24 protein-coding genes and 2 tRNA genes are annotated in these 25,489 nt (G+C 70.9%); 17 read left to right on the top strand and 9 right to left on the bottom strand.

Features of this window, described 5'->3' with window-relative positions; all coding sequences use genetic code 11:
* Positions 1-5: 5 nt before the first annotated feature.
* The 4 genes from DS837_RS18900 (at position 6) to DS837_RS18915 (ending at position 3,417) form a co-directional block, all read left to right on the top strand.
* Complete coding sequence (locus DS837_RS18900) at positions 6-815, top strand: tetratricopeptide repeat protein (RefSeq protein WP_149166174.1); 810 nt, start codon at positions 6-8, stop codon at positions 813-815.
* A 146-nt stretch (positions 816-961) separates the two neighbouring features.
* On the top strand, positions 962-1,261 hold the full coding sequence (locus DS837_RS18905; protein WP_149166175.1) for a FeoA family protein: 300 nt from the start codon (positions 962-964) through the stop codon (positions 1,259-1,261).
* A gap of 53 nt (positions 1,262-1,314) precedes the next feature.
* A complete protein-coding gene (gene feoB, locus DS837_RS18910) occupies positions 1,315-3,204 on the top strand; it encodes a ferrous iron transporter B (RefSeq protein WP_149166176.1) in 1,890 nt (629 codons plus the stop codon).
* A 30-nt stretch (positions 3,205-3,234) separates the two neighbouring features.
* Entirely contained in the window at positions 3,235-3,417 is a 183-nt protein-coding gene (locus tag DS837_RS18915) for a hypothetical protein (protein ID WP_149166177.1), read from the top strand.
* Positions 3,418-3,427: 10 nt separating this feature from the next.
* Here DS837_RS18915 and DS837_RS18920 read toward each other — a convergent pair whose 3' ends face one another.
* Complete coding sequence (locus DS837_RS18920; protein WP_247890020.1) at positions 3,428-5,005, bottom strand: bifunctional diguanylate cyclase/phosphodiesterase; 1,578 nt, start codon at positions 5,003-5,005, stop codon at positions 3,428-3,430.
* A 488-nt stretch (positions 5,006-5,493) separates the two neighbouring features.
* Here DS837_RS18920 and DS837_RS18925 point away from each other — a divergent pair, with 488 nt between their 5' ends.
* Positions 5,494-6,318, top strand: coding sequence for an alpha/beta fold hydrolase (locus DS837_RS18925; protein ID WP_149166179.1), 825 nt, complete (start codon positions 5,494-5,496; stop codon positions 6,316-6,318).
* A gap of 11 nt (positions 6,319-6,329) precedes the next feature.
* Here the strand turns inward: DS837_RS18925 and DS837_RS18930 are convergent, their stop codons facing one another.
* Positions 6,330-6,974, bottom strand: coding sequence for a response regulator transcription factor (locus tag DS837_RS18930; RefSeq protein WP_149166180.1), 645 nt, complete (start codon positions 6,972-6,974; stop codon positions 6,330-6,332).
* Positions 6,971-8,599, bottom strand: a complete 1,629-nt coding sequence (locus tag DS837_RS18935) for an MASE4 domain-containing protein (protein ID WP_149166181.1) — start codon at positions 8,597-8,599, stop codon at positions 6,971-6,973. Before DS837_RS18935 ends, DS837_RS18930 begins: the two co-directional genes overlap by 4 nt.
* Before the next feature lie 238 nt (positions 8,600-8,837).
* Between DS837_RS18935 and DS837_RS18940 the strand changes: the two genes are divergently transcribed.
* The 7 genes from DS837_RS18940 (at position 8,838) to DS837_RS18975 (ending at position 16,180) form a co-directional block, all read left to right on the top strand.
* Positions 8,838-9,509, top strand: coding sequence for a hydrolase (locus tag DS837_RS18940; RefSeq protein WP_014197758.1), 672 nt, complete (start codon positions 8,838-8,840; stop codon positions 9,507-9,509).
* A 113-nt stretch (positions 9,510-9,622) separates the two neighbouring features.
* Complete coding sequence (locus DS837_RS18945) at positions 9,623-9,922, top strand: XapX domain-containing protein (RefSeq protein ID WP_149166182.1); 300 nt, start codon at positions 9,623-9,625, stop codon at positions 9,920-9,922.
* Complete coding sequence (locus DS837_RS18950) at positions 9,919-11,889, top strand: amidohydrolase (RefSeq protein ID WP_149166183.1); 1,971 nt, start codon at positions 9,919-9,921, stop codon at positions 11,887-11,889. Before DS837_RS18945 ends, DS837_RS18950 begins: the two co-directional genes overlap by 4 nt.
* Before the next feature lie 14 nt (positions 11,890-11,903).
* Entirely contained in the window at positions 11,904-12,347 is a 444-nt protein-coding gene (locus tag DS837_RS18955) for a DoxX family protein (protein WP_211102321.1), read from the top strand.
* A complete protein-coding gene (locus DS837_RS18960; RefSeq protein WP_149166184.1) occupies positions 12,344-13,981 on the top strand; it encodes an MFS transporter in 1,638 nt (545 codons plus the stop codon). Before DS837_RS18955 ends, DS837_RS18960 begins: the two co-directional genes overlap by 4 nt.
* Positions 13,978-15,378 carry an alginate export family protein gene (locus tag DS837_RS18965; RefSeq protein WP_149166185.1) on the top strand — a complete coding sequence of 467 codons (1,401 nt, stop codon included), beginning with the start codon at positions 13,978-13,980 and terminating at the stop codon, positions 15,376-15,378. Before DS837_RS18960 ends, DS837_RS18965 begins: the two co-directional genes overlap by 4 nt.
* 196 nt (positions 15,379-15,574) lie before the next feature.
* Positions 15,575-16,180 (top strand): hypothetical protein, encoded by a 606-nt coding sequence (locus DS837_RS18975; protein ID WP_149166186.1) that lies wholly within the window; start codon positions 15,575-15,577, stop codon positions 16,178-16,180.
* 35 nt (positions 16,181-16,215) lie between these two features.
* Here DS837_RS18975 and DS837_RS18980 read toward each other — a convergent pair.
* Both DS837_RS18980 and DS837_RS18985 read right to left on the bottom strand, forming a co-directional pair.
* Positions 16,216-16,292, bottom strand: a tRNA-Asp gene (locus DS837_RS18980).
* A gap of 4 nt (positions 16,293-16,296) precedes the next feature.
* A tRNA-Asn gene (locus tag DS837_RS18985) sits at positions 16,297-16,372 on the bottom strand.
* Positions 16,373-16,585: 213 nt separating this feature from the next.
* Here DS837_RS18985 and DS837_RS18990 point away from each other — a divergent pair.
* Positions 16,586-17,164, top strand: a complete 579-nt coding sequence (locus DS837_RS18990) for a hypothetical protein (protein WP_149166187.1) — start codon at positions 16,586-16,588, stop codon at positions 17,162-17,164.
* Between the two features lie 8 nt (positions 17,165-17,172).
* Here the strand turns inward: DS837_RS18990 and DS837_RS18995 are convergent, their stop codons facing one another.
* Together DS837_RS18995 and DS837_RS19000 are read right to left on the bottom strand one after the other, a co-directional pair.
* The gene (locus DS837_RS18995) at positions 17,173-17,379 is read right to left on the bottom strand and encodes a hypothetical protein (RefSeq protein WP_149166188.1); all 207 of its coding nucleotides are present in this window, start codon (positions 17,377-17,379) and stop codon (positions 17,173-17,175) included.
* A gap of 117 nt (positions 17,380-17,496) precedes the next feature.
* Positions 17,497-18,495 (bottom strand): MBL fold metallo-hydrolase, encoded by a 999-nt coding sequence (locus DS837_RS19000; RefSeq protein WP_149166189.1) that lies wholly within the window; start codon positions 18,493-18,495, stop codon positions 17,497-17,499.
* A 246-nt stretch (positions 18,496-18,741) separates the two neighbouring features.
* Here DS837_RS19000 and DS837_RS32120 point away from each other — a divergent pair, with 246 nt between their 5' ends.
* On the top strand, positions 18,742-18,879 hold the full coding sequence (locus DS837_RS32120; protein ID WP_170295904.1) for a hypothetical protein: 138 nt from the start codon (positions 18,742-18,744) through the stop codon (positions 18,877-18,879).
* A gap of 89 nt (positions 18,880-18,968) precedes the next feature.
* Here DS837_RS32120 and DS837_RS19005 read toward each other — a convergent pair whose 3' ends face one another.
* Positions 18,969-19,610 carry a glutathione S-transferase family protein gene (locus DS837_RS19005; RefSeq protein WP_149166190.1) on the bottom strand — a complete coding sequence of 214 codons (642 nt, stop codon included), beginning with the start codon at positions 19,608-19,610 and terminating at the stop codon, positions 18,969-18,971.
* On the bottom strand, positions 19,607-20,545 hold the full coding sequence (locus tag DS837_RS19010) for a LysR family transcriptional regulator (protein ID WP_149166191.1): 939 nt from the start codon (positions 20,543-20,545) through the stop codon (positions 19,607-19,609). Before DS837_RS19010 ends, DS837_RS19005 begins: the two co-directional genes overlap by 4 nt.
* A gap of 123 nt (positions 20,546-20,668) precedes the next feature.
* Here DS837_RS19010 and DS837_RS19015 point away from each other — a divergent pair, with 123 nt between their 5' ends.
* The 3 genes from DS837_RS19015 to DS837_RS19025 all read left to right on the top strand — a co-directional run bounded on the left by DS837_RS19015 (position 20,669) and on the right by DS837_RS19025 (position 25,470).
* Positions 20,669-21,841, top strand: a complete 1,173-nt coding sequence (locus DS837_RS19015; RefSeq protein WP_149166192.1) for a mandelate racemase/muconate lactonizing enzyme family protein — start codon at positions 20,669-20,671, stop codon at positions 21,839-21,841.
* 253 nt (positions 21,842-22,094) lie between these two features.
* Positions 22,095-22,268 (top strand): hypothetical protein, encoded by a 174-nt coding sequence (locus DS837_RS32125; RefSeq protein ID WP_155903579.1) that lies wholly within the window; start codon positions 22,095-22,097, stop codon positions 22,266-22,268.
* A 298-nt stretch (positions 22,269-22,566) separates the two neighbouring features.
* On the top strand, positions 22,567-25,470 hold the full coding sequence (locus DS837_RS19025; RefSeq protein WP_170295905.1) for a PAS domain S-box protein: 2,904 nt from the start codon (positions 22,567-22,569) through the stop codon (positions 25,468-25,470).
* The last annotated feature ends 19 nt before the right edge of the window (positions 25,471-25,489 follow it).

Here is a 25,489-nt window from a genome sequence, read left to right on the forward strand (position 1 = left end):
CCGCCATGAACCGACGCAACGCTTACCTCATCACGGCCGCGCTGGCGCTCTTCTCCGCCGGCCCGGCCTTTGCCGCTCCCGCCGTCGATCACAACCGGGAGTTCCAGGCCTGCCTGACGCTCGCCGAGAAGCGCCCGGCCGAAGCGCTGGAGAGCGCGCAGACCTGGCTGAACCGCGGCGGCGGCGACCATGCCCGGCTGTGCCAGGCGCTGGCGCTGTTCCACAAGGGCGACTTCACCACCGCCGGGGCGCGGCTGGAGGAGTTGGCCCCGGTGCTGGGCAAGGACGACCCGAAGGCCGGGGCCTCGATCCTCGGGCGGGCCGGCTGGGCGTGGCTGCGCGCCGGCGACAACGCGCGGGCGGAGCGGGCCTACAGCCGCGCGCTGGCGCTCCAACCGGGTGACGTGGACCTGCTGATCGACCGCGCCATCGCGCGGGCCGAGACGGAACGCTTCTGGGACGCCGTGTCCGACCTGGACGCGGCGCTGGCGAAGGACCCGCGGCGGGCCGAGGCCTATCTCTACCGCGCCGCCGCCCACAAGGCGCTGGCCAACGACCGGCAGGCCATGGCCGACATCGACCGCGCGCTGGACCTGCGCCCCGGCGACCCCGACGCCCTGCTGCTGCGCGCCAACATCAAGGCGCAGGCCGGCAATCTGCCGGGTGCGCGGGAGGATTGGAGCCAGATCGTCCGCAACGCGCCGAACAGCGGGCCAGCAAAGACCGCGCAAGCCAACCTCGACCGCTCCGCCAGGGTGCCGGCTCCCGTGGCCAAAGGCGACGCGAAGGGCGCTGCGGTTCCCGCAAAACCCTAAACCCGGTGTGGTCGATACGCTTGTTTTACAAGGCTCCTGCGACATTTAGCCGGCTGGACGAATGCGAACGCTTCGCAGGATCATTCGCGGCGAAGAGGGGCGGATACGAACGCGCCCCCCACCTCCCGGTGCGATCAGGTGCAGTCATGAGCGGTCATCCCACCCCCGAAACGGGCCAGTCCCCCGGTGGACGGCATTTGGGCGAGTTGAAGAAGGGCGAGCGCGCCCGCGTGACCGGCGTCGATGAGCGGTGGGTCGTCACCACCCTTCCCGAAGGGGAGCTGGAGCGGCGGATGATCGAGATGGGGCTGGTCGAGGGCTCCCACGTCGAGGTCCTGCACGAAGCCTTTCCGGGCCGCGACCCCATCGCCATCCGCGTGAACGAGCACACGCTGGCACTCCGCCGCGCCGAGGCGCGCGCCGTGCTGGTGGCGCCCGCCGCCTGACGCGCAGCGTCATCTCCTTCCTTCGAAGCGACCTCCTGCAAGGACATCCGGCCATGTCGGTCCTGGACTCCGCCCTGCCGCCGCGCATCGCGCTGGTCGGCAACCCGAACTGCGGCAAGACCGCCCTGTTCAACGCGCTCACCGGCTCCCGCCAGAAGGTGGCGAACTATCCCGGCGTCACCGTGGAACGGAAGATCGGGCATTTCGTCAGCCCGCTCGGCCGTCGCGTCCAGGTGATCGACCTGCCGGGCACCTACAGCCTGCGCGCCCGCTCCCCCGACGAGGAGGTGACCCGCGACGTCGTGCTGGGCCGCTTCTCGCACGAGGACAGCCCCGACCTGCTGGTCTGCGTCGCCGACGCCACCAATCTGCGCCTGAACCTGCGGCTGGTGGTGGAGTTGAAGCGGCTGGGCCGCCCGATCATCCTGGCGCTGAACATGATGGACGCGGCGGAGAAGCGCGGCTGCCGCATCGACGCGGCGGCCCTGTCCGCCGCGCTCGGCGTGCCGGTGGTGCCGACCGTTGCCATCCGCCGCGGCGGCGTCCAGCCGCTGCTGGAGCAGATCGACGGCGCCATGGCCATGGCGGCGGACGCGGCCGAAACCCCGGCCCCCTGCGGCTGGAGCGAGCCCTCCTCGCGCGACCTGCGGGCCTACCACCAGGAGGTCGAGGGGTTGCTGGCCGGCTGCGTGGCCGACGCCGGCCTGCCGCCGCTGGCGACCCGGCGGGTGGACGCCGTTCTGCTGCACCCGGTGTTCGGGCTGGCCTTCCTGTTCCTCGTGCTGTTCCTGATGTTCCAGGCGGTGTTCGCCTGGGCCGAGGCGCCGATGAACCTGATCGACGGCGCGGTCAGCGGGCTCAAGGACTGGGTGGCCGCCACCCTGCCGGACGGGGCGTTGCGCAGCCTGCTGACCGACGGGATCATCGCCGGGGTGGGCAGCGTGGTCATCTTCCTGCCGCAGATCCTCGTGCTGTTCTTCTTCATCCTGGTGCTGGAGGCGACCGGCTATCTCGCCCGCGCCGCCTTCCTGCTGGACCGGCTGATGGGCGGGGTGGGGCTGCACGGGCGGGCCTTCATCCCGCTGCTGTCCAGCTTCGCCTGCGCGGTGCCCGGCGTCATGGCGGCGCGCACCATCGAGAACCGGGCCGACCGGCTGGCGACCATCATGATCGCCCCGCTGATGACCTGCTCGGCCCGGCTGCCGGTCTACACGCTGCTGATCGCGGCCTTCGTGCCGGACCGGGAGTTGGTGGGCGGGCTGGTCGGGCTGCCGGGGCTGGTGATGTTCGCGCTCTACGCCGCCGGCATCCTGTCGGCGCTGGCCGTCGCCTTCGTGCTCAAGAAGACCGTCTTCAAGGGCGCGCGCGAACCGTTGCTGATGGAGCTTCCGGCCTACCGTCTGCCCAACCCGCGCGACATCGCGCTGGGCCTGTTCGAGCGGGCCAAGGTCTTCCTGGCGCGGGCCGGCACGACGATCTTCGCGCTGATGATCGTCATGTGGTTCCTGGCGAGCTTCCCCGCCGCGCCGGAGGGAGCGACCGAACCGGCCATCCAGTATTCCATCGCCGGCATGATCGGCCACGCGCTGGAACCGCTGCTGGCGCCCATCGGCTTCACCTGGCAGATCGCCGTGGCGCTGGTGCCGGGCATCGCGGCGCGCGAGGTGGCGGTCGGCGTGCTGGGCACCATCTACGCGCTGAGCGAGAGCGGCGACGCGCTGCAATCCTCGCTGGCCGGGGCGCTGGCCGCCTCCTGGAGCCTGCCGACCGCCCTGTCGCTGCTCGCCTGGTACGTCTTCGCCCCGCAATGCGTCGCCACCCTGTCGGTGGTCAAGCGGGAGACCAACGGCTGGTTCTGGCCGGTGGTGATGTTCGTCTACATGATCACGCTGGCTTACGGGGCAAGCTTCGTCACCTACCGCGTCGCGTCTGCGTTGCTGTGAGGGGCGCTGCTGTAAGGGGAGGGCATAGCCATGTGGCAGAATCTGCTGGTCGCGGTGGTTGTGGCGCTGGCCGCGGCGTGGACGGTGTGGCGGGTGATCCTTCCGGCCGGGCTGCGTGCCCGCCTGCTGGGCCGCGCCGCGCCGAAGGGTCCCGGCTGCGGCGGCGGGTGCACGGGCTGCGGCCCCTCCGGCGGCGGATCAAGCTGCCACTGAGCGGAAGCGCCTACAGGGCGGGGACCCGGGCGGCGCCCCTCTTGACCGCGTACATGGCCTGATCGGCGTGGACGATGAGCTGCTGGGAATCGCGACCGTCCTGCGGGTAGACGGCGACGCCGATCGACAGGGCGAGCGGCAGCCGCAGCCCGTCGATCAGAATGGGCTCCTCCAACGCCGCCCGGCACTTGTCGGCGACCGTTTCCGCCCCGGCGCGGGTCGCCTCCACCTCCAGGATGATGGCGAACTCGTCGCCGCCGATGCGGGCGATCAGGTCGGACCGGCGCAGCAGGCCGGACAGGCGCCGCGCCACCACGCGCAGGACCTCGTCGCCCCGGCTGTGGCCGTGGGTGTCGTTGATCGGCTTGAAGCCGTCGAGGTCGATGTAGAGCAAAGCGAACAGCATGCCGCCGCGCTCCGCCCGGTCGACGGCCTGTTGCAGCCGCTGGAGGAACATGGCGCGGTTGGGCAGGCCGGTGAGCGCGTCGTGATGGGCCATATGCGCCATCCGCGCCTCGCTCGCCCGAAGGGCGGCCTCCTGCTCCCGCAACTTGCCCAGCAGATAGTTGAAGCCCTGCGCCAGTTCCCCGACCTCGTCCATGCGGTGGACCGGCAGGGGCGACAGCTCGACATGCCCGTCGGCCATCTGGTGCATCCGCCGCGCCGCCTCGGTCAGCGGGCGGAAGAAGCGGCGCATGCCGAAGAACAGCACGGTCACGGCGAAGGCGGCGATCATCAGGCTGTTGGTGGCGATGAAGGTCTGCAGGTCGCGAACCCCCTCGAACGCCTCCGCCGTGGGCAGCCGGGCGACCAGGAACCAACCCGCCGTCGGGACCGCCGCGATGGCCGACAATTCCTCCACCCCCGCCGCGTTGACGGTGATGCCGGTGCCGCGGTAACCGGCCATGGCCCGGTCGTGCAGCGGATTCACCCCCTCCGGCGGGGTCGCGGTCAGGATCATGCCGTGATCGCTGGCCGATACGAACAGCTTGTCGCGGGGGGAAACCAGCAGGAAGCCGCCGCTGCGCCCGATGCGGTTTCCCTGCACCAGATTGAGGAAGCCGGGCGACGACAGGGCGGTGGCGCCGGCCAGGACCGCGACCGGTGTTCCGGCGGCGTCGGTGACCGCCGTCGCCATGACCATCATCGGCTCGTCGTCGATGGCGGAGCGGGCGGGCCTCCCGATCACCGGTTCGCGGGTGTCCAGCGCCGACCGGAACCAGTCGCGATCCGAAACGTCGAAATCGGGCGGGCGGTGCCGTTCCGGGTAATCGGCGAAGACTCCGTGCCCGTCCGGCCGGACGACCATCAAGCCGCGCGAGAAGAGGGGCGCGATCTCGTGATGCGTCTTCAGCCAATCCCGCAGGGCTGCGGGATCGTCGAGGTTCGCCAACGGCAGGCTTCCGGCGGCGCGGCGCAGGAGGTCGAGCCGGGCCTTGATCTTCTCGTCAATGTCGTGGGCGACGTAGGACGCGGTCGATTGCTGTTGGGACGAGGTCAGGTTGTTGATCTTGTCCTCCAAGAAGGAGGACAGGACCCAGATGCGCGCACAGGCACCGACAAAGACCAGAACTAGTCCAAACAGCATAAGACGTATGATGACGCTGCGGCTTTGCCGGCGCAGTTCATCAGCTACGGCGACAAGCATTCGCAAGCTCTGCTCCCCCAAGAAACCGCCCGCTCATTTCCCAGATGGATAGGCTTTGCGCCCACCGCTGGCCGAAGATAAACGATGACGCGGCTGTTCGGAAGACGCAAAGGACGCCAAATGCCCGCTGATAGCACCGGAACTGATTGAAAAAACGAAATATTTCCACTCTCGAGAGAACTGCGGCGGTGCCGGTTCGCGTGCCTTTCCGTTCTCTCCGTCCTTTCCCGCGATTCAGGGGCGCGGGCCTCCCAGCCTCCTCCCATACGCACGGGCGGCCCACCGATACCTCCGTATAGTTTCCAGGCCGGGCCGCTTTCGGCACTGTTGTGACGCCGACGACGTTCCGCGCTGCCCATGGAAAGGCCGGTGTCCGCCTTCCCCTCGCGCCGCGGATCTTTCGCGCGCCCGAAAAAATGGAGGGGGTTTTGAGCACGATCTCGACCAAGGACGGCACCCGCATCTTCTACAAGGACTGGGGCAGCGGACAGCCGGTGGTCTTCTCGCACGGGTGGCCGCTCAGCGCCGACGCCTGGGACGGGCAGATGCTGTTCTTCGGCCAGCAGGGCTACCGGGTCATCGCCCATGATCGGCGCAGCCACGGCCGGTCGGACCAGACCTGGACCGGCAACCACATGGACCAGTACGCCGACGATCTGGCCGAGCTGCTCGACGCGCTGGACGTGCGCGACGCGGTGATGATCGGCCATTCGACCGGCGGCGGCGAGGTCGCCCGCTACATCGGGCGCCACGGCACCGGGCGGGTCGCCAAGGCCGTTCTGGTCGGGGCGGTGCCGCCGATCATGCTGAAAACCGCGGCCAACCCCGGCGGCCTGCCGATGGAGGTCTTCGACGGCATCCGCAAGGGCACCTACGACGACCGGTCGCAGTTCTTCCTCGACCTGACCATGCCCTTCTACGGCTTCAACCGCGACGGCGCCAAGGTGTCGGAGGGGCTGCGCCAGTCCTTCTGGCTCCAGGGCATGATGGCCGGGATCAAGGGCGCTTACGACTGCATCCAGCAATTCTCGGAAAGCGACTTCACCGAGGATCTGAAGAGGATGGCGCTCCCGACGCTGTTCATCCACGGCGACGACGACCAGATCGTGCCCATCGACGCGGCGGCCCGCCGCGCCGTGGAGATCGCGCCGCAGGCGACGCTGACGGTCTATGAGGGGGCGCCGCACGGCCTGACGGCCACCCACCAGGATCGCTTCAACGCCGATGTGCTGGCCTTCATCAAGGGGGCCTGAGCAGGGACCGGTCAGGCGTCGCCGGCGAGGGTCACCTTGTCGGCGATGCGGACCAGATCGGGCAGGGACCGCGCCTGCATTTTGCGCATCACGCTGGCGCGGTGGACCTTCACGGTGATCTCGCTGAGCTGCAACTCGGCGGCGATCTGCTTGTTGAGCTGCCCGGCGGCAACGAGCCGCATCACCTCCCGCTCGCGCGGGGTCAGGCTGCGGAAGCGCTCCTGAAGGTCGGACAGGGCGTCGACGGCGCGGCGCCGGTCGCGGTCGCGCTCGATGCCGGTGTGGACGGCGTCGATCAGGTCCTGATCGCGGAAGGGCTTGGCCAGGAACTCGACGGCGCCGGCCTTCATCGCCGTCACCGACATGGGAATGTCGCCATGGCCGGTGATGAAGACGACCGGCAGATGGATGCCCGCCCCGGTCAGTTCGCGTTGGAACTCCAGCCCGCTCTGGCCGGGCAGCCGCACGTCCAGCACGAGGCAGCCCGGCGCGTCGGGCAGGCGCTGCTGCAGGAACTCCTGCGCCGAGGCGAAGGGCAGGGCGGTCAGCCCGACGGAGCGCAGCAGGCTGACCAGCGATTCCCGGATCGACGGATCGTCGTCGATGATGGCGACGAAGGGCGTTTCACCGGCGGCTGCGGCGGACCGGTCGGTCATCGCGTCCGCTCCAGCGCCGCGCCGGCGGCCGGCCGCTTCGGCTCGTCGTCGGCGGGCAGGGTGAAGCGGAAGACGGCGCCGTGGGGCTGGTTGGCGGCCACCCACAGCCGGCCGCCATGGGCCTCCACGATCGACTGGCAGATGGTCAGCCCCATGCCGATTCCATGCTCCTTGGTGGTGAAGAAGGGTTCGAACAACCGCTCCTCCTGGGACGCCTGCAACCCGGTGCCGGTGTCTTCCACCGACACGAGGACGTCCGCGAGCCCGCGGCGGCGCGAACGGATGCTCAGCACGCGCGGGCGGTCGGCGACCGCGCCCATCGCGTCGTCGGCGTTGGCGATCAGGTTCAGAAGCACCTGTTCGAGCTGCACCGGGCTGCCGTTGACCGGCGGCAGGCTCTGCTGCAGGTCGGTGCGGACGGCGATGCGGTTCAGGCGGCGCTCGCCCTCCGTGCGGTCCAGCGCGCTCCGGATCACGCCGTTGATGTCCAGCCGGCGGCGCTGGGGCGGTGCCTTGCGGAAGGAATCGCGGATGCAGGCGATCACCCGCGCGGCGCGGTGCCCGTCGTCGGAGATCCGCTTCAGCGCCGCCCGCACCTCCACCAGATTGGGCGACGGGCGGTCCAGCCAGCGCAGCCCGGCGCCCGCGTTGGTGACCATGCTCGCCAGCGGCTGGTTGACCTCGTGCGCGATGGAGGCGGAGAGGGCCTCCAGGCTGGCCAGACGCGCGTCGCGCACCCGCCGCTCCGCCGCCACCGAGCGGACGAGCCGCCCGTAGAGCGTCGTCATCTCCGCCAGCAGGACCAGCAGGACGACGCTGGAGGCGGCCAGCCCGAACAGCCGCCCCGACCACCAGCCGGCGCTGAAGCGCCCGCCGCTGATAAAGCTCAGCAGACAGGTCTCGATGGCCCAGGCGGCCAGGACGACCATCAGCCAGAGGTCCAGGACGGAGCGCCGCTGCCGCCACAGGACGGCCAGTGCGGCGGCGCAGAGCGCCAGCGCCGTCACCGGCACGACCCGCCACAGCGGTGTTTCCCGCAGGGTGTCCACCATCAGCCGCGGCAGCAGGGCGTCGTCGGCGAGCGCGAAGGCGGTGAGGCCCCCGGCCAGCGCCGCCGCCAGCGCCGCGCCGCCCGCGATGGCCGGCAGGGCCGGGCGGTGCGCCTCGCGCGGGCCGGCCTCCACGGCCTTCAGCAGCGCGTAGGCCAGGATGAACAGCGGCAGGCCGATGCGGCGCCCGGCGGCGACGATGGCCGTGCTCTGCAAGCCGGCGCCGAGCAGCCCGGTCGGCGCGAAGACGCCGGGGAAGGTCAGCGCCCAGGGAACGATCAGCAGCGCCGTGACCAGATAGCCGACGGCCAGCGCCAGCAGGGCCGGCGTGCGCTGCGTGGCGTAGAGCGCGAACAGCAGGACGGCGGTCATCAGCTCGGTCAGCAGGACCGCGGTGGCGTAGGCGGGCAGCAGGACCGCCGTTCCGTCCAGCGTCAGGCGGGCGAAGGGTGCGGCAATGGCCAGAGCGGCCAAAAGCCCCGCCACCGTGCCGATGGCCAGCCGCGTCTGCCCCGCCCCCGGGGGCAGGGTCGCCAGAAGAAACCGCTGGTCTCCGGGGACATCCCTCGTGCGCATCACCGTCGCTCGCCCGGCCGTCGGGTCACGTCTTCCCCCAACCCCTGTCCCTTTACCCTGACCGGCACCGGCGGCGAGAGACGCCTTGGCCTGATATACCAAGGTATAGGGCCGGCAAACGCAAGTTCAATGTCGCCGCCCTCCGTCCCTGGCCGATGCTTCGACGCACCGCCGGGCCACGGGCATCGCCGCAGGGCTCGCCCGGGGCACCGGCGCCAAAAACAAAAGGGATAGAGACATGACCATCACCGCCACCGCGACTCCCGGCAAGCTGCTCGTCTCGCCGAAGGACCACGCGCTGATCATGATCGATCATCAGTCGCAGATGGCCTTCGCGACCCATTCGATCGACGCCACGACGCTGCGCACCAACACCGCGCTGGTCGCCCACGCCGCCGCCGGCTTCGGCGTCTCGACCATCCTGACCACGGTCGCGGAAAAGAGCTTCTCCGGCCCGATCTTCTCCGAGATCACCGAGGCCTTCCCGGGGGCGGAGGTCACCGACCGCACCTCCATGAACACCTGGGAGGACGCCAATGTCATCAAGCGGGTGAACGGCCTGGGCAAGACCCGGCTGGTCTTCTGCGGCCTGTGGACCTCGGTCTGCATCGTCGGCCCGACCCTGTCGGCGCTGGACCAGGGCTTCGAAGTCTACGTCATCGCCGACGCCTGCGGCGACGTCTCGGTCGAGGCGCACCAGCGCGCCATGGACCGCATGGTCCAGGCCGGCGTGCGTCCGATGACCTCGCTCCAGTACATGCTGGAACTGCAGCGCGACTGGGCGCGCACCGAGACCTACGAGATGACCACCGGCATCGCCAAGAAGTACGGCGGCGCCTATGGCCTGGGTATCATCTACGCCAAGACGATGTTTGGCGCGTCGGAAGGCGGCCACAGCGCCGCCGCCTGATCGCGGCGCTCGGCTTGCGGCGCCTGATGCCCCGCGCCGCGGCGGACCGGTCCCGACCCTTCCCGGGGCCGGTCCGCCTTTTTCCGCCCATTCGGACGAAGAACAGGCACGCCATGATGCCCTATCTGCTTTCCCTCGGCGCCGGCATCCTGGTCGGCGTCCTCTACGCGTTTCTCGGCGTCCGCTCCCCGGCGCCGCCCACGATCGCCTTGATCGGCCTGCTCGGCATGCTGGTCGGCGAGCAGGCGGTGCCGGTGGTCAAGCGGCTGATCGCCGGGCAGCCGGTTCTCGCTTTCATCCAGAACGACTGTGCCCGCCACATCCTGGGTCCGCAGGCCGGCAGCGCCGCCGCTCCCGATGCCGCGAATCCGCCGGCCCCGGCCGCGGATGCACCCCCGCGGGGCCGGGCATGACCGGCCGGACCGGGATCGGTCGCCCCGGTATCGGTCGCCGCAGCGCCATCGCCGGAAGCGCCGCCACCACCCTGCTCGCCTCGCCCCTGTTCACCCGCCTTGGGAATGCCGCCATGCCCTCCTCCGACCTTCTGATCGTCAACGCCCGCATCACGACGCTCGACCGCGCCAACCCGCAGGCCGACGCCGTGGCGATCCGCGACGGGCGCTTCCTCGCCGTGGGGCGGGAGGCCGAGGTGCGCGCCGCCGCCGCCCCCGACGCCGCGGTGATCGACGCCAAGGGGCGCCGCCTGATCCCCGGCCTGATCGACAGCCACATCCACGTCATCCGCGGCGGCCTGAACTACAACATGGAGCTGCGCTGGGACGGCGTGCCGACGCTGGCCGACGCCATGGCGATGCTGCGCGCCCAGGTAGCCCGCACCCCCGCCCCGCAGTGGGTGCGCGTCGTCGGCGGCTTCACCGAGCACCAGTTCGCCGAGAAGCGCCTGCCGACGCTGGAGGAGCTGAACGCCGCCGCCCCCGACACGCCGGTCTTCATCCTGCACCTCTACGACCGCGCGCTGCTGAACGGCGCGGCGCTGCGGGCGGTGGGCTACGGCAAGGACACGCCCAACCCGCCGGGCGGCGAGATCCAGCGCGACTCCGCGGGCAACCCGACCGGCCTGCTGCTGGCCCTGCCCAACGCGATGATCCTCTACTCCACCCTCGCCAAGGGGCCGAAGCTGCCGGAGGAGTATCAGGTCAACTCCACCCGCCATTTCATGCGGGAGCTGAACAGTCTGGGCGTCACCAGCGTGATCGACGCCGGCGGCGGCTTCCAGAACTATCCCGACGACTACGCGATCATCGAGAAGCTGCACGCCGACGGCGAGATGACCCTGCGCATCGCCTACAACCTGTTCACCCAAAAGCCGAAGGAGGAGCTGCAGGACTTCGCCACCTGGTCGGACAAGGTCAAGCCGGGCGATGGCGACGACCGCTACCGCCTGAACGGGGCGGGGGAGATGCTGGTCTATTCGGCCGCCGACTTCGAGGACTTCCGCGTCGCCCGGCCCGAGATGCCGCCCAACATGGAGACGGACCTGGAGCCGGTGGTCCGCCTGCTGGCCGAGCGGCGCTGGCCGTGGCGGCTGCACGCCACCTACGACGAGACCATCGGACGGGCGCTCGACGTCTTCGAGAAGGTCAACCGGGACATCCCGCTGCAGGGGCTGAACTGGTTCTTCGACCACGCCGAGACGATCAGCGAGCGCAACATCGACCGCATCGCGACGCTCGGCGGCGGCATCGCCGTGCAGCACCGCATGGCCTACCAGGGCGAGTATTTCGTGGAGCGCTACGGCGCCAAGGCCGCCGAGGCCACGCCGCCCATCGCCAAGATGATGGCCGCCGGCGTGCCGGTGGGCGCCGGGACGGACGCCACCCGCGTCGCCAGCTACAACCCCTGGGTCTCGCTGTCCTGGCTGGTCACCGGCAAGACGGTGGGCGGGCTGTCGCTCTACCCGATGGCGAACCGGCTGGACCGCGAGACGGCGTTGCGCCTGTGGACGGAGGCCAACACCTGGTTCTCCAACGAGCAGGGCAGGAAGGGCCGGATCGAGGCCGGGCAGCTCGCCGACGCGGCGCTGCTCAGCGACGACTACATGGCCGTGCCGGAGGACCGCATCCCCCACATCCGTTCGGTCCTGACCCTGCTGGGCGGCGCCGTGGTGCATGGCGAGGGCGATTACGACAAACTCGCCCCGCCGCTGCCCAAGCCGATGCCCGACTGGTCGCCGGTCGCCACGGTCGGCGGTTATCACCGCGACCCCAAGACGGTGCAGCGGCAGGCGGCGGAGTGCGGTTGCCACTCCGGCTGCGCGGTGCACGGCCACGACCACGCGGCGGCGCTGGGCGCCGACGTGCCCTCGTCCGACGCGCGCAGCTTCTGGGGCGTGTTCGGTTGCGGTTGCTGGGCGGTCTGAGGGGGAGCGCAACGATGGCCGACACCCTCTCCTCGCGCAAGGACGCCGCCGCCGCGCCGGTCGCCGCCCTGCTCGACTGGCCGGGGACCGCCTGGCTCGCCCGCCTCGCGCTGGCGGCGCCCTTCGTGGTCAGCGGGCTGGTCAAGCTGACGGACTTCAACGGCGCCGTGGCGGAGGCGGCGGGGCTGGGGCTCGGCCTGCCGGTCCTCGTCGCGGTGGCGGTGATCGTCACCCAGCTCGGCGGGTCGGCGCTGTTTCTGACACGGCGCTGGTGCTGGCTCGGCGCCGGGATTCTCGCCGGCTTCACGGTGGTCGCCACGCTGCTCGCCCACGCCTTCTGGACCTATGAGGGGGCGGACCGCGCACGGCAGACCGCCACCTTCCTGGAGCATCTGGCGATCGTCGGCGGCTTCGCCGCGGCGGCGGTGCTGACCCACCGCCGGGGAGGCCGCGCATGACCGCCGAGACCGTTCCCACCCCCGGCACCACGCCCCCCGCACAAAAGCCCGCCGGCGCCTTCGCGCCGCTGAGCAACCGGCTGTTCGCCGTGCTGTGGGTGGCGGCCGTGCTTGGCAACGTCGGCACCTTCATGCGCGACGTGGCGAGCGCGTGGCTGGTGCTCGACCTATCGGGCTCGCCGTCCACCGTCGCGCTGATCCAGGCGGCGGGTTCGCTGCCGATCTTCCTGCTGGCGATCCCGGCGGGCGTGCTGTCGGACATCATGGACCGCCGGCGGATGCTGATCGTCATCCAGTGCCTGCTCGCCTGCGTCAGCGCCGCGCTGATGGTCCAGGCATGGCTGGGCGTCGCCAGCGTGGCCTCCATCGCCGGGCTGACCTTCCTCGGCGGGGTCGGGGCGGCGCTGATGGCGCCGGTCTGGCAGTCCATCGTGCCGGAACTGGTGCCGCGCGGCGAGCTGAAGGGCGCCGTCGCGCTGAACAGCCTGGGCATCAACATCGCCCGCGCCATCGGCCCGGCGGCGGGCGGCGCCATCCTGGCCGCCGCCGGGGCCGCCGCCACCTACGCGGTGGACGTCTCCTCCTACATCATCGTCATCGCCGCCCTGCTGTGGTGGCGGCGCACCCCCGACGCCCGCGACGATCTGTCGGAGCAGTTCGGCGGCGCGCTGCGCGCCGGGCTGCGCTACGCCCGCGCCAGCAAGGAACTGCACCGCGTCTTCCTGCGCGCCGGCCTGTTCTTCGCCTGCGCCAGCGCCCTGTGGGCCCTGCTGCCCATCGTCGCCGGGCCGATGCTGGGCGGCGGGCCGGGCTTCTACGGCCTGCTGCTGGGCGCCGTGGGGGCGGGGGCCATCGGCGGGGCGACCGTCCTGCCACGCCTGCGCGAGCGGCTGGGGGCGGACGGCCTGATGCTGGCGGCGGCGCTGGTCACCGCCGTCGTCATGGGCATCCTGGCGCTGGCCCCGCCGCGCTGGCTGGCGCTGCCGGTCCTGCTGGGCGCCGGGGCGGCCTGGATCGCCGTGCTGACGACGCTGAGCGCCACCACCCAGGCCATCCTGCCCAACTGGGTGCGCGGGCGCGGGCTGGCGCTGTACCTGACCGTGTTCAACGGCGCCCTGACGGCGGGCAGCCTTGGCTGGGGCGCGCTGGCCGACGCGATCGGCGTGCCCGCCACCCTGTGGGTCAGCGCCGCCGGGCTGCTCGCCGTGGCGATCCTGTCGCGCGCGGTGCCGCTGCCGGAGGGCGAGGCCGACCTCACCCCGTCCAACCATTGGCCGGAGCCGCTGACCGCCGAGCCGGTGCGCAACGACCGCGGCCCGGTGCTGATCACCATCGAGTACCGGGTGGCCGCCGCCGACCAGCACGCCTTCCACGCGGCGCTCCGTCGCCTGTCGGAGGCGCGGCGGCGGGACGGCGCCTACGCCTGGGGCGTCAGCCAGGATTCCGGCGATCCGGAGCGGGTGCTGGAGTGGTTCTTCGTGGAATCCTGGGCGGAGCACCAGCGCCAGCACCGCCGGGTGTCCAACGCCGACGCGGACGTGCAGAAGGAGGCGCTGGCCTTCCACCGCGGCGACGGGCCGCCGCGTGTGTCGCATTTCCTGGCGCTGGAGCATGGCGCGGGGCCGGCCTCGTGAGGCGGTGGCGCGGGGCGCTGGTCGCGGCTCTGCTGCTCCAGTCCGCCGCGGCCCCCGCCGAGACCCTTGCGGAGACGCCCCCGCCGCTGACCAACAGCCGCTACGACGAGGATTACCGCTACCTCCTCGACCCCGCGGCGGGCAGCGGCGCTTTCTGGGAGCGCTTCAAGGCGATCCCGCTCACCCCCGGCGGCACGGTCTCCCTGTCCACCGGGCTGGAGGCGCGGCTGCGTGGCGAGGCGGTGCGCAACAGCGGCTGGGGGCAGGACGAGCCGAGAAACGACGCCTACGGCCTGTGGCGCCTGCTGCCCTACGCCGACCTGCGCGTCGGCCCGGCCTTGCGGGTCTTCGGGCAGCTGATCATGGCCGGCTCGGCGGGCAAGCTCGGGCCGGAGGGGGCGCCGGACGTCGACCGCGCCGACCTGCTGCAAGGCTTCGCCGACCTCTCCGTCCCGCTGGGGGACGCGCAGGGGACGCTGCGGGCGGGGCGCCAGATGCTCGCCTACGGGTCGGAGCGGCTGATCAGCCTGCGCTACGGCGCCAACGTCCCCCGCGCCTTCGACGCGGTGACGGGCATCGTGACCGCCGGCCCCTGGCGGGTGGACGGATTCCTCGGCCGCCCGGTCCGCGCGGCGCCCGACCTGTTCGACGACCAGCGCGACGGCAAGCGGTCGGCCTGGGGGCTGTACGCCACGCGCGGCGCGGCTGCGGGCTGGGGCACGGGGCTGGACGCCTACTACATCGGCTACGGCAACCGGGCGGCGTCCTTCGAGGGCGGGCAGGGGCGGGAGGAGCGGCATACGCTGGGCACCCGCCTGTTCGGAAAGGCCGACGGCTGGGACTGGAACTGGGAGGCCATGCTCCAGACCGGGCGCATTGATGGCGACACCATCGCTGCATGGTCGGTCGCCAGCGACACCGGCCACCGTTGGGAGAGCGTACCGTTGCGCCCGCGGCTTGGGCTGAAGGCGAACATCGCCAGCGGCGACCGCGATCCCGGCGACGGGCGCCTGGGCACCTTCAACCCCCTGTTCCCCCGCGCCAAGTATTTCGGGGAGCTGACCCTGGTCGGGCCGCTGAACCTGATGAACCTGCATCCCTCCCTTGATCTGGCGCTGTCGGACGAATTCAGCCTCTCCGCCTCGGCCATCGCCTATTGGCGGATGAGCCTGGAGGACGGCGTCTACGACCTGTCCGGCAACCTGCTCCGCTCTGGCGCCGAATCGCGATCGCGCCACATCGGCACGCAGGGGGAGCTTGTGCTGTCCTACGCCGCCGGGCGCACGGTCGAGGGGCTGCTGTCCTACTCGCTGTTCCGGCCCGGCTCCTTTCTTCAGGACACCGGCCCCGCGAAGACGATCCACTTCGTCGGGATGGAGGCGGTGTTCAAATTCTGACCCCCTCGGGTGATTGCTCCCATCCATCGGACGGGTCGAGGGGGCGAACTTACGGTAAGTTGCCCCGGCCACCAGGGTCGGCCAGGGTCGGGATATGGAACATCCGCACGACCGTGCCGTTCCTGCGCCCGAACCGGACCAAAGCGAACCGGCCACAGGCCCGGGAGCCGGTCCCAGAAGAGGTGGAGGCGATCCCATGAAGCACCAAACCCGTGCCGTCCTGGCGGTGTTCCTGACCGGCGCGGTCCTGGCCGGTTGCGCGCCGGCGTCCGAAACCGCGCCGCCGTCCGCCGCGATGGCGCCGGCGAGCGTGGAGCCGACGCCCCGGCTGTCCATGGTCGAGAATGTCCGCTCCGCCGCCAAGGTCCGCGGTATCGACAAGGCGGCCCGGACGGTGATCCTGCAATTCCCGGACGGGCGGGAGGAGGCGGTGACCGCCGGAAGCGAAGTGCGGAACTTCAACCGCATCAAGGTCGGCGACACCGTGCAGATCGAGTACGCCCGCCTGACCAACATCGTCACCCAGCCGCCGGGCGGCGGGCCGGGCGCCATTCAGAGGAGCAGCACGGACCGCGCCGCGGTCGGCGAGATGCCGCGCGCGTCGGCGATCACCACCACCCAGGTGACGGAGGTCGTCGAGGCCATCGACCTCGGCCGGCGGACGGTCACGCTGCGCGGGCCGCAGGGGCGCACGCGCACGGTTCCGGTCCCGCCGGAGGTGCAGGGGTTGGAAACGGTGAAGCCCGGCGACGAGGTGGTGATCAGCCGGACGGAGGCCGCCACGGTCACCGTGATGCGATGAGGAGGGGGGAGAAGAAGGCCACCGAAGAGGGAAGGTGGCGCGAGTGACGGGACTTGAACCCGCGGCCTCCGGCGTGACAGGCCGGCGCTCTAACCAACTGAGCTACACCCGCAATATGGCTCCGGATGCTGGACTCGAACCAGCGACACGCGGATTAACAGTCCGCTGCTCTACCGACTGAGCTAATCCGGAACGGAGGCCGGCTTATAAGCCCCTTTCGGGGGGCTGGCAAGGGGAAAACGACCCGGCGGAGGGATTTTCTGTCCTTCGCCGGCGGCGGCGATGCAGGGCCGTGACAATGGGGCCGAAATGTGGCGAAGCCCTCGCGCGCCGGTTGACAGGGGGCGTGGCTTTCGCTTCCTTCCGGCCCCGGTTCCCGTCCCCTGCCGCTGGTCCCTGTTCCCCATGTCCAAGGTCGTTCCCTTCGCCCAGGCGCGCGAAGCCCTCCTCGCCCGCCTCACCGAACAGCTTCCCCCCTCGACCGAGTGGGCGGGGCGCCTGATGCTGATGCCGGACGGCAACCGGGTGGAACCGATGCCCGCGGCGGAGGCGGTCGAGGTGCTGCGCGCCTTCCGCGCCGGGCTGGGCGAGGCCATCGGCGCCGCCCCCTGCTCGGTCGGCGGCATGTGGGTGTCGCGGGAGGACTGTCTGGACTGGGACGGGCTGCTGGCCCCGCTGGCAGTGGCCGCCGGCTATGTGGTGGCCGGGGCGACCGGCGGCGCCGGCCTGTCGGTGGAGCTGTTCCGCTGCAAGGGCGCGCTGGCCGGCTGGGGCGTGCGCGGCCTGCGCGGGGAGCCGGCGGTGGCCCGCTCCGCCGCCTACGCCGTGGTGATGGTCAGCCGCCGCCCGGACGACCAGGAGATCGTCCTGGACCGCGTGATGGACACCTTCGGCTTCGTGATGCGCAGCCAAGGCGAACCGGTGGTGGAGAGCGGCGACCTGAACGCCCGGCTGGCCCGCCGGGCCTGCCCGCTGCGGCGATAACCGGGCGGTTACCGGTTCGGCGCGTTGGCCTGGACGATGCGGGCGACGGTCTGCAGACGCTGTACGTCGCGCACTTCCAGAACGATGCCCAGGTTCAGCGCGGCGAGCGTGTCGGCCAGGGACCGCATGCTCTCCCGCACCCGCTCCAGCGCGTCGGGGCCGTGGTCCGATTCGCTGCCGAGGGAACTGACGAAGGCACTGATTTCCAACTGCATTTACGCCCGGCTCCGCCTGTATGGTGGGTGCTGTCCCTCAAGGCGTTACCCCGATCCGCGCGGTCTCGTCCATGACGCTTGCGCCATAGGCTGCTGGGCGAATCCTCCCCTTCGCCATTAGGCCGAAGGGCGGCGGAAGCGCAGGGGTTCGCCGAAGCCGGGGATGGCGAACCGACCGGGATCGACGGCCTGCTCGGCCAGCGCGTGGTGCAGCGCCCGGATGGGGGCGTCGATGCCCTCGGCGGTCAGCTGGAAGGTGCCGAAATGCATGGCGACGCTGTGCCGCGCCCCCAGATCCCGGTGCGCCCGCACGGCGTCGGCCGGATTCATGTGCTGGGCGGCCATGAACCAGCGCGGCTCGTAGGCGCCGATCGGCAGCAGGGCGACGTCGATGGCGCCGAACCGCCGCCCGATCTCCCGGAAATGCGGGCAGTAGCCACTGTCGCCCGCGAAATAGATGGCGGCCTCCGGCGTCTCGACGACGAAGCCGCCCCACAGCGTCCGGCGCCGGTCGAAGGGGCTGCGGGCGGACCAGTGCTGCGCCGGGACGAAGGTGACCCGGGTGCCGTGCGGGCCGGGCAGGCTGTCCCACCAGTCCAACTCGTGCACCGCGTCGAAGCCAGCCCGGCGCATCATCGGGCCGTTGCCCAGCCCCGTCATCACCTGCGGCACGCCGCGCCGCCGCGCCAGGTGGCGGAGCGTCGGGGCGTCGAGGTGGTCGTAGTGGTTGTGGCTGAGCAGCACCGCGTCGATGGCCGGCAAATCCTCCATGCGCACCGCGGGCGGGCGCACCCGCTTCGGCCCAAGCCGCCCGAAGGGGCCGGCATGGTCGGAATAGACGGGGTCGGTCAGGAAGGCCGCCCCGCCGATCTGGATCAGGAAGGTCGCCTGCCCGATGAAGGTCACCGCCACCTCGCCGCGCGCCGGGGTGACGGCGCGGAAAGGGCGGGGCGGTTGCGGGTCCGGCGGCGTCCAGCGCGGACCGCGCGCCTTGTAGAGCCGCCACAGCTCGCGCGGTCCCTTGTCCGTATCGGCGTGCGGGTTGAAGAAGCGGCGCCCGTCCCAGTGGTCGGACGGGACGGCGGGAAAGCGGGGCTGGCTGTCGTCGCGCGGCATGACACGAGAAGTGGGGTTGTGGGGCGGCTTTGGCTAGACCGCCGCTTCCCGCGATGCGGCAAGAATTCGACGTCCGCTGTACGAACAGTTCAATATGCTGAATGCGTGATGTTTAAAGCATTGAAAGCGTTGCATTTTTTGGGGTCTGCCCTGCAAGAAGCGCGCGTGTGGTATTGGGTATACCAGGGCATATTGGTCTCAACGAACAACGCCCCCGATAACGCCTCCCAACGATTGGAGACCATCATGAACAGCTCGACCTACAGCCACATCGGCAGCGACCGCGCCCCGTCCTCCGCCCTCCAGGCCGTCCGCGAGTTCCTCGCCGCCTGGCTGCGCGCGACTCCGGCCTACATCGTGTATCGCGCCTTCAACGAGCGTTGATCTGCGAGCCTGAAGTCACGAATGCTGAATGTTGAACGGGGGCGGCCCAACGGTCGCCCCCGTGCTGTATGAACTCGGTGCGTCCCGGTTCAGGACGCCGGCGTGAAGTTCCGGTTCCAGACCGGCGCCAGATTCGGCAGGGCAAGCACCCGCTCCGCTACGCGCGACAGCTTCGGGCCGTGTTCCGCGAACCAGGCGCGGTGGGGCCGCCAATGCACCATCGCCCCAATGTAAATGTCGAGCGCGCTGAAGCGCTCCCCCAACACCCATAGGCCATCGCCCAGCTGCGATTCCAGCCAAAGCCACAGCGTCTTGCGCTGCTCCACCATCGCCGCGCCGAGCGTCTCCGGAGCCTCCGTCACCCAGCGCTCCGGATAATCGCCGTAGGTGAAGGTCGGGTAGACGTTCGCCACCAGCCAGACCAGCAGCCGCAGGAAGGCGGCGCGCTCCGGTGCGTTCGGCGGCGGCGCCAACCCGGCGTCCGGGTGCCGTTCGGCCAGCAGCAGCGCGATGGCCGCGCTCTCCGTCATCACCGTCCCGTCCGGCAGGACCAGGGTGGGGATCTGCCCCAGCGGGTTCAGCGCCAGCAGCCTCTGCCGTGCCTCGCCCGGCGCGTCGAAGCCCGCGACGTCCTCGAAGACGAAGGGAACACCGCACTGGACCAGCATCGCTTCCGTCAGGACGGACCCCCAGCCGGGGGCCCCGTAAAGCCTGTAATCCGCTTCGCTCATTCCCGTTCCCTCCCATGCTGGGGCGCCTGTTCCGCCGCCAGCGTCCAGAAAGCCTCGGCCGCCGGACTCTGACGGGCGCGTGGGCGGTACAGGCGCACCTCCACCGGGATTTCCCAGCCCGCTCCGCCGGCCCGCACCAGCCGTCCCTGCGCCAGATCCTCGGCGATCAGGCTGTCCGGCAGCCACGCCACGCCGCGCCCGTCGCGGGCCAGCGTGCGCAGCACCGCGGCAAGGTGCGAGGTGAAGACGGTATCGAGTGCCAGGGGCGTTGGAAAGCCGCCGCGCGCCGCCGTGACGATGCGTCCCATGCCGGATTCCGGGCTGTAGGCGAGATGGGGCAGGGCGGCCCCGCCGCCGGATACCCCCCCGCCAGATAGGGGATGCTTCGGCGCGCCCGCCTCGTCCGGCGCGGAGACCGGCACCAGACGGTCGCTCCCCACCGCGGCCGAGCGGAAGGCCCCGGCCTCCAGCCGGGAGGGAGCCGCCGCATGGGCGTGGCACAGCAGGAACTGCGCCTGCCCCTGCGTCACCACCTGCTCGCAGGCCTGCATGCTGTCGGACAGCAGGTGAATGGCGCCCAGCCGCGCCTGCCCCTCCAGCCGGCTCAGCCAGGTCGGGAAGAAGGTCAGCGACAGCGCGTGGGTCGCCGCGAAGCGCAGCGCCGTGGCCGCCGCCCCGCCGGCCAGCCGTGCCTCCTCCCGCCCTTGCAGGAGGCGGCGCACCGTCTCGTCGGCGAAGGGGCGGAAGCGGCGCCCGGCCTCGGTCAGCCCGACCGGCTGGGTGCTGCGGTCGAACAGCGGCGTGCCGGTCCAGTCCTCCAGCGCACGGATGCGGCGGCTGAAGGCCGGCTGGGTCAGGTTGCGTCCCTCCGCCGCGCGGGAGAAGTTGCCGCACTCCGCCAGGGCGAGGAAATCCTCGAGCCAGTTCAGTTCCATCGGTGACTCATCAGCCCATGCCGGACGCGCATCATGCGATTTGAAACTGGCATTGGCCCGGCGGTCCCGTCCATCCCTATCCTGCGGCCCAGGGCATCGGAAAAGCCAAAGGGAAGCAGCGCCATGCGCATCGTGGAGATCCGGGAAAAGACCGTCGGCATCAAGTCCGACATCGCCAACGCCTACATCGACTTCAGCCAGATGACCTGCTCCACCGTGGCGGTCGTCACCGACGTGGTGCGCGACGGCAAGCCGGTCATCGGTTACGGCTTCAACTCCAACGGACGCTACGGCGCCGGCGGCCTGATGCGGGAACGCTTCATCCCCCGCCTGACCTCGGCCGCCCCCGACAGCCTGATCGACGAGGCGAACGGCAACCTGGACCCGTTCAGGATCTGGGCGCGGCTGATGACCAACGAGAAGCCGGGCGGCCACGGCGAACGCTCGGTCGCGGTCGGCACCATCGACATGGCGGTGTGGGACGCCGTGGCGAAGATCGCCGGCAAGCCGCTCTACCGCCTGCTCGCCGACCGCTACCGCGGTGGCGTGGCCGACGAGTCGGTCTGGGTCTACGCCGCGGGCGGCTACTATTACCCCGGCAAGGGGGTGGAGGCGCTCCAGGACGAGATGCGCAGCTACCGCGACCGCGGCTACAAGGTCGTGAAGATGAAGATCGGCGCCACCTCGCTGGAGGACGACCTGCGCCGCATCGAGGCGGTGCTGGAGGTGGTCGGCGATGGGCAGAACCTCTGCGTGGACGCCAACGGCCGTTTCGACCTGAAGACCGCAATCGCCTACGCCGAAGCGCTGAAGCCCTACAACCTGTTCTGGTACGAGGAGGCCGGCGACCCGCTCGACTACGCGCTCCAGGCCGAGCTGGCGAACCACTATGACGGCCCCATGGCGACGGGCGAGAACCTGTTCAGCCATCAGGACGCCCGCAACCTGATCCGCCACGGCGGCATGCGCCCGGACCGCGACTGGCTGCAGTTCGACTGCGCACTCAGCTATGGCCTCGTCGAGTACATGCGCACCCTGGACATGCTGGCGGAGAACGGCTGGTCGAGCCGCCGCGTGGTGCCGCACGGCGGCCACCAGATGTCGCTGAACATCGCCGCCGGCCTGCATCTGGGCGGCAACGAGTCCTACCCGGACGTGTTCAAGCCCTTCTGCGGCTTTGCCGACAGCATCGCCGTGGAGGACGGGCGCGTCCGCCTGCCGGACCAGCCGGGCATCGGCTTCGAGGACAAGGCGGAGTTGTTCCGCACCATGCGGGAGGCGCTGGAGACGGCGTGATCGGACTCGCCACAACCCTCTCCCGTCCTGGGAGAGGGAAGGGGCCCGCGCGAAGCGTGGGAAGGGAGAGGGTGCAGGCAAGGATCGGTGCCTTGATTCTCGTGAGACCCTCACCCGCCCGCTTTGGCGGGCACCCTCTCCCGGGGCGGGTGAGGGACTCGCACCCTGTACGGGCGGTATAAGGCGTTGACTCGCGCCGGATCGTCCTCACATGCTGTTGCGGTGTTCAACAGTTTTGAAAGGAGGTGATCCAATGTCTCATGGAGCCAAGCCGGTAGCCGTTCTGTTCGGTCTCGCCGCCCTCCTGACGGCGGGGGTCGCCAGCGCGGACTGCTCCTCCAGCCACAGCGCCAGCGCCGGCACGCAGAAGCCGGCCAGCGACACGGTCGCCACCGGCGACCGGGCTTCGGGCAGCACCCGCGGCTGATACCAGCAACGCAACACCGGCAGCACCATGCCGAACGGGCCGTTTCCCATCTGGGAAACGGCCCGTTTCTTTTTGGCGTGAGCCCCTCCATCCGGCGTCTTTATAATTCGTATGCGAAATAGTCGGTTGAGCGCGGTCCTTCCATTTGGTAAACGCAAAGGTAAGGATGTGGCCGGCGGGGTAGCGGGACACCGCTGCCGCGGATATGACGGCGTGCATCGGACCCGGGGTGCCGCCCGTCCCTTGGGAAGTGCAGGATTGTGCCGTTCCCTTCCGCCGATCTGTTCCCAGGCCGCCGATGAGCATTCTCACACGCCTTGTCCTGCTCGTTCTCCTCGCCAGCCTGCCGGCCATCGGCATCCTTGGCCACGCCAGCCTGACTGCCATCGAGGCGGGTGAACGCCAAGCCGAGGCGGAGGCCCGCCGCCTGCTGACGCTGATCCAGGACGAGCAGCAGCGGGTCGTCGAGGGCATGCGCGGCGTGCTGGTGACGGTGGCCGAAATGGCGCCGCGGCTGGCCATCGACCCGCAGCAATGCTCCACCATCCTGAACCGCCTGCGCGGCCGGCTGCCGCGGGTGAAGGGCATCGCCCTGACCGATCTCGACGGCTCGGTCCGCTGCGCCAGCGACGCCAAGCTGAACGGCCTGATGGTGGCGGCGTTGCCGCACATCCGCATGGCGCTGTACGGGCAGGGCTTCGTCGTCGGGGATTATGCGGTGCGGCGGATGGACGGGCGTCCCGTGCTGCCCTTCGCGGCGCCCTACACCGACGGGGCGGGCCGCATGGCGGGGGTGGTGTCCATCGCGCTCGACGCCGGATGGCTGCGCGAGTATCTGGCGGAAAAGCCGTTTCCGCCGAACGCCATGCTGGTGCTCGCCGACCGCAACGGCACCGTGCTGGGCCGCTTCCCCGGCAGTGAAGACCAGCGGGTGGGCAAACCGCTCCCGGAACCGCTGATGGCTCTGTTGCGCGCGCCGTCCGACGGTGTGGCGGAGGTTGCCGGCCTGGACGGCGAGCCGCGGATATTGGCCTACGCCCCGGTGGACCAGAAAGTCCGCGATCTGTTTCTGGCGGTCGGGCTGGACCGGACGGAGGCGTTGCGCCCCGTCACCGCCGCGGCCGAGCGGAGCGCCCTCCTGCTGGCGCTGGCGGCGGCGCTGTCCCTGGCCGCGGCCTGGATCGGCGCGCGCCTGTTCGTGCTGCGCCCCGTGGCCCGTCTGAAGCGGGTGGTGGAGCGCTGGAGCGCCGGGGACCGGGACGCGCGGATCGGACGGCCGGGCGACCGCTCGGAGATCGGTGCCTTGGGCCGCGCCTTCGATTCCATGGCGCAGGAGCTTCAGGCGCGGGAACTGGCCCGCGACGCCGCCCACGCCGCCGAACATCGCATGGCGGCCATCCTCGCGGCCTCAACCGACGCGGTGGTGGAACTGGACCATGAGGGGCGGGTGACCTTCGCCAACGAAAAGGCGGCGCGCCTGTTCGGCGACGGCGGGGATCTCCTGGGGCATGTCTTCGTCGCCCTGCTGCCGCCCGGCGTGGCCGAACCCTTCGCCGCGCGCCTGCGCGACGCGCTGGACCGGCGGGAGCCGGAGGAGTTCGAAATCCGGCTGACCAGCAACAGCGACTGGTACGCCCTGCGCCTGTTCGCCACCGGCGACCGGCTGGCCGTCTATGCCCAGGATGTAACCCGCCGCAAGGAGGACGAACGGGCGATCCGGCGGGCCGTGGAGCGCCACCGCTCCCTCTTGGAAACCGCCGCCGACGCGATCCTTCTGGTGGATGCCAATGGCACGGTGCACACCTACAACCGCGGTGCGGAGCGCATCTTCGGCCATTGCCCCGCCGACGCGGTTGGGGCCGACGTGCGCCGTTTGATCCCGGGTGGCCTCATTTCGGAACCTCTCAGCCCGGACCGGCTGGCCGACGGAGTCGCGCGCGAGGTGGAGGGACGGCGCCGCGACGGGCTGGCGGTGCCGCTGGAGCTGTCGCTGTCGGCCTGGAGCGACGGCGGAGACCGCTTCTTTACCGCCATCCTGCGCGACATCACCGAGCGCAAGCGCACCGAATCGGCGCTGCGCCGCGCCAAGGACCAGGCGGAGCGGGCCAACCGGGCGAAATCGCGCTTCCTCGCCGCGGCCAGCCACGACCTGCGCCAGCCGGTGCAGTCGCTGTTCTTCCTCACCTCGGCGCTGGGCGAGCAGACGCAGGGCACCCCGGCCCACGCCACGTTGAAGACCATGCAGCAGGCGCTGGAGGCGCTGAAGCGGCTGCTCGACGGCTTGCTGGACATCTCCAAGCTCGACGCCGGGGTGGTCGAGCCGGTGACCTCCACCGTGGCGATCCAGCCCCTCTTCGAGCGCCTCGCCGCCGAATACGCGCCGGAGGCGGCGCGGCGCGGCCTGACCCTGCGCGTCGTTCCGACCACGCTCCACGCGCGCAGCGACCCCATGCTGCTGGAGCGGGTCGTCCGCAACCTGCTGGACAACGCGCTGCGCTACACCGGGCGGGGCGGGGTGCTGCTGGGCGTGCGGCGGTCGCGCCGCCGCTTCCACATCGCCGTGTGCGACAGCGGCGCCGGCATCCCGCCGGACCGCCAGGAGGACATCTTCGAGGAGTTCACCCAACTCGGCAACCCGGAGCGCGACCGCGAGAAGGGGCTGGGCCTCGGCCTCGCCATCGTGCGGCGGCTCTGCGCTCTGCTCGGCCATTCCGTGGCCCTGCGATCGCGGCCGGGCAGCGGATCGACCTTCCTGGTCACCGTTCCCGCCGCCGAGCCGCCGCGCCCCGCGGTGACGACGGTTCCCGCGGTCGGCCGGACGGAGGGCGGCGGGTGCCGGCTCGTCCTGATCATCGACGACGAGGTGATCATCCTGATGGGGCTGCGCGCCATGCTGGAGGGCTGGGGCTACGAGGTCATCGCCGCCACCGCGGGGGACGAGGCGATCCGCCTGCTCGACGAGGCCGGGCGGCGGCCGGACGTGATCCTGGCCGACTACCGGCTGCGCAACGGCAAGACCGGGCCGGAAGCCCTGCGCGCCATCCACGCCCATTGCGGGGCGTCGATCCCCAGCATCATCCTGACCGGCGACACCGCCCCCGAACGCATCGTCGAGGCCCAACGCAGCGGCTTCGCCATCCTGCACAAGCCGGTGTCGTCCCATCACCTGAAGCAGGTGGTGGCCGAAGCCGGGGGCCGCTGAGAGCGCCCGGCTCCGGCTC

The sequence above is a fragment of the Azospirillum brasilense genome (assembly GCF_008365405.1).
In the GTDB taxonomy this organism is placed as follows: Bacteria; Pseudomonadota; Alphaproteobacteria; order Azospirillales; family Azospirillaceae; genus Azospirillum; species Azospirillum brasilense_D.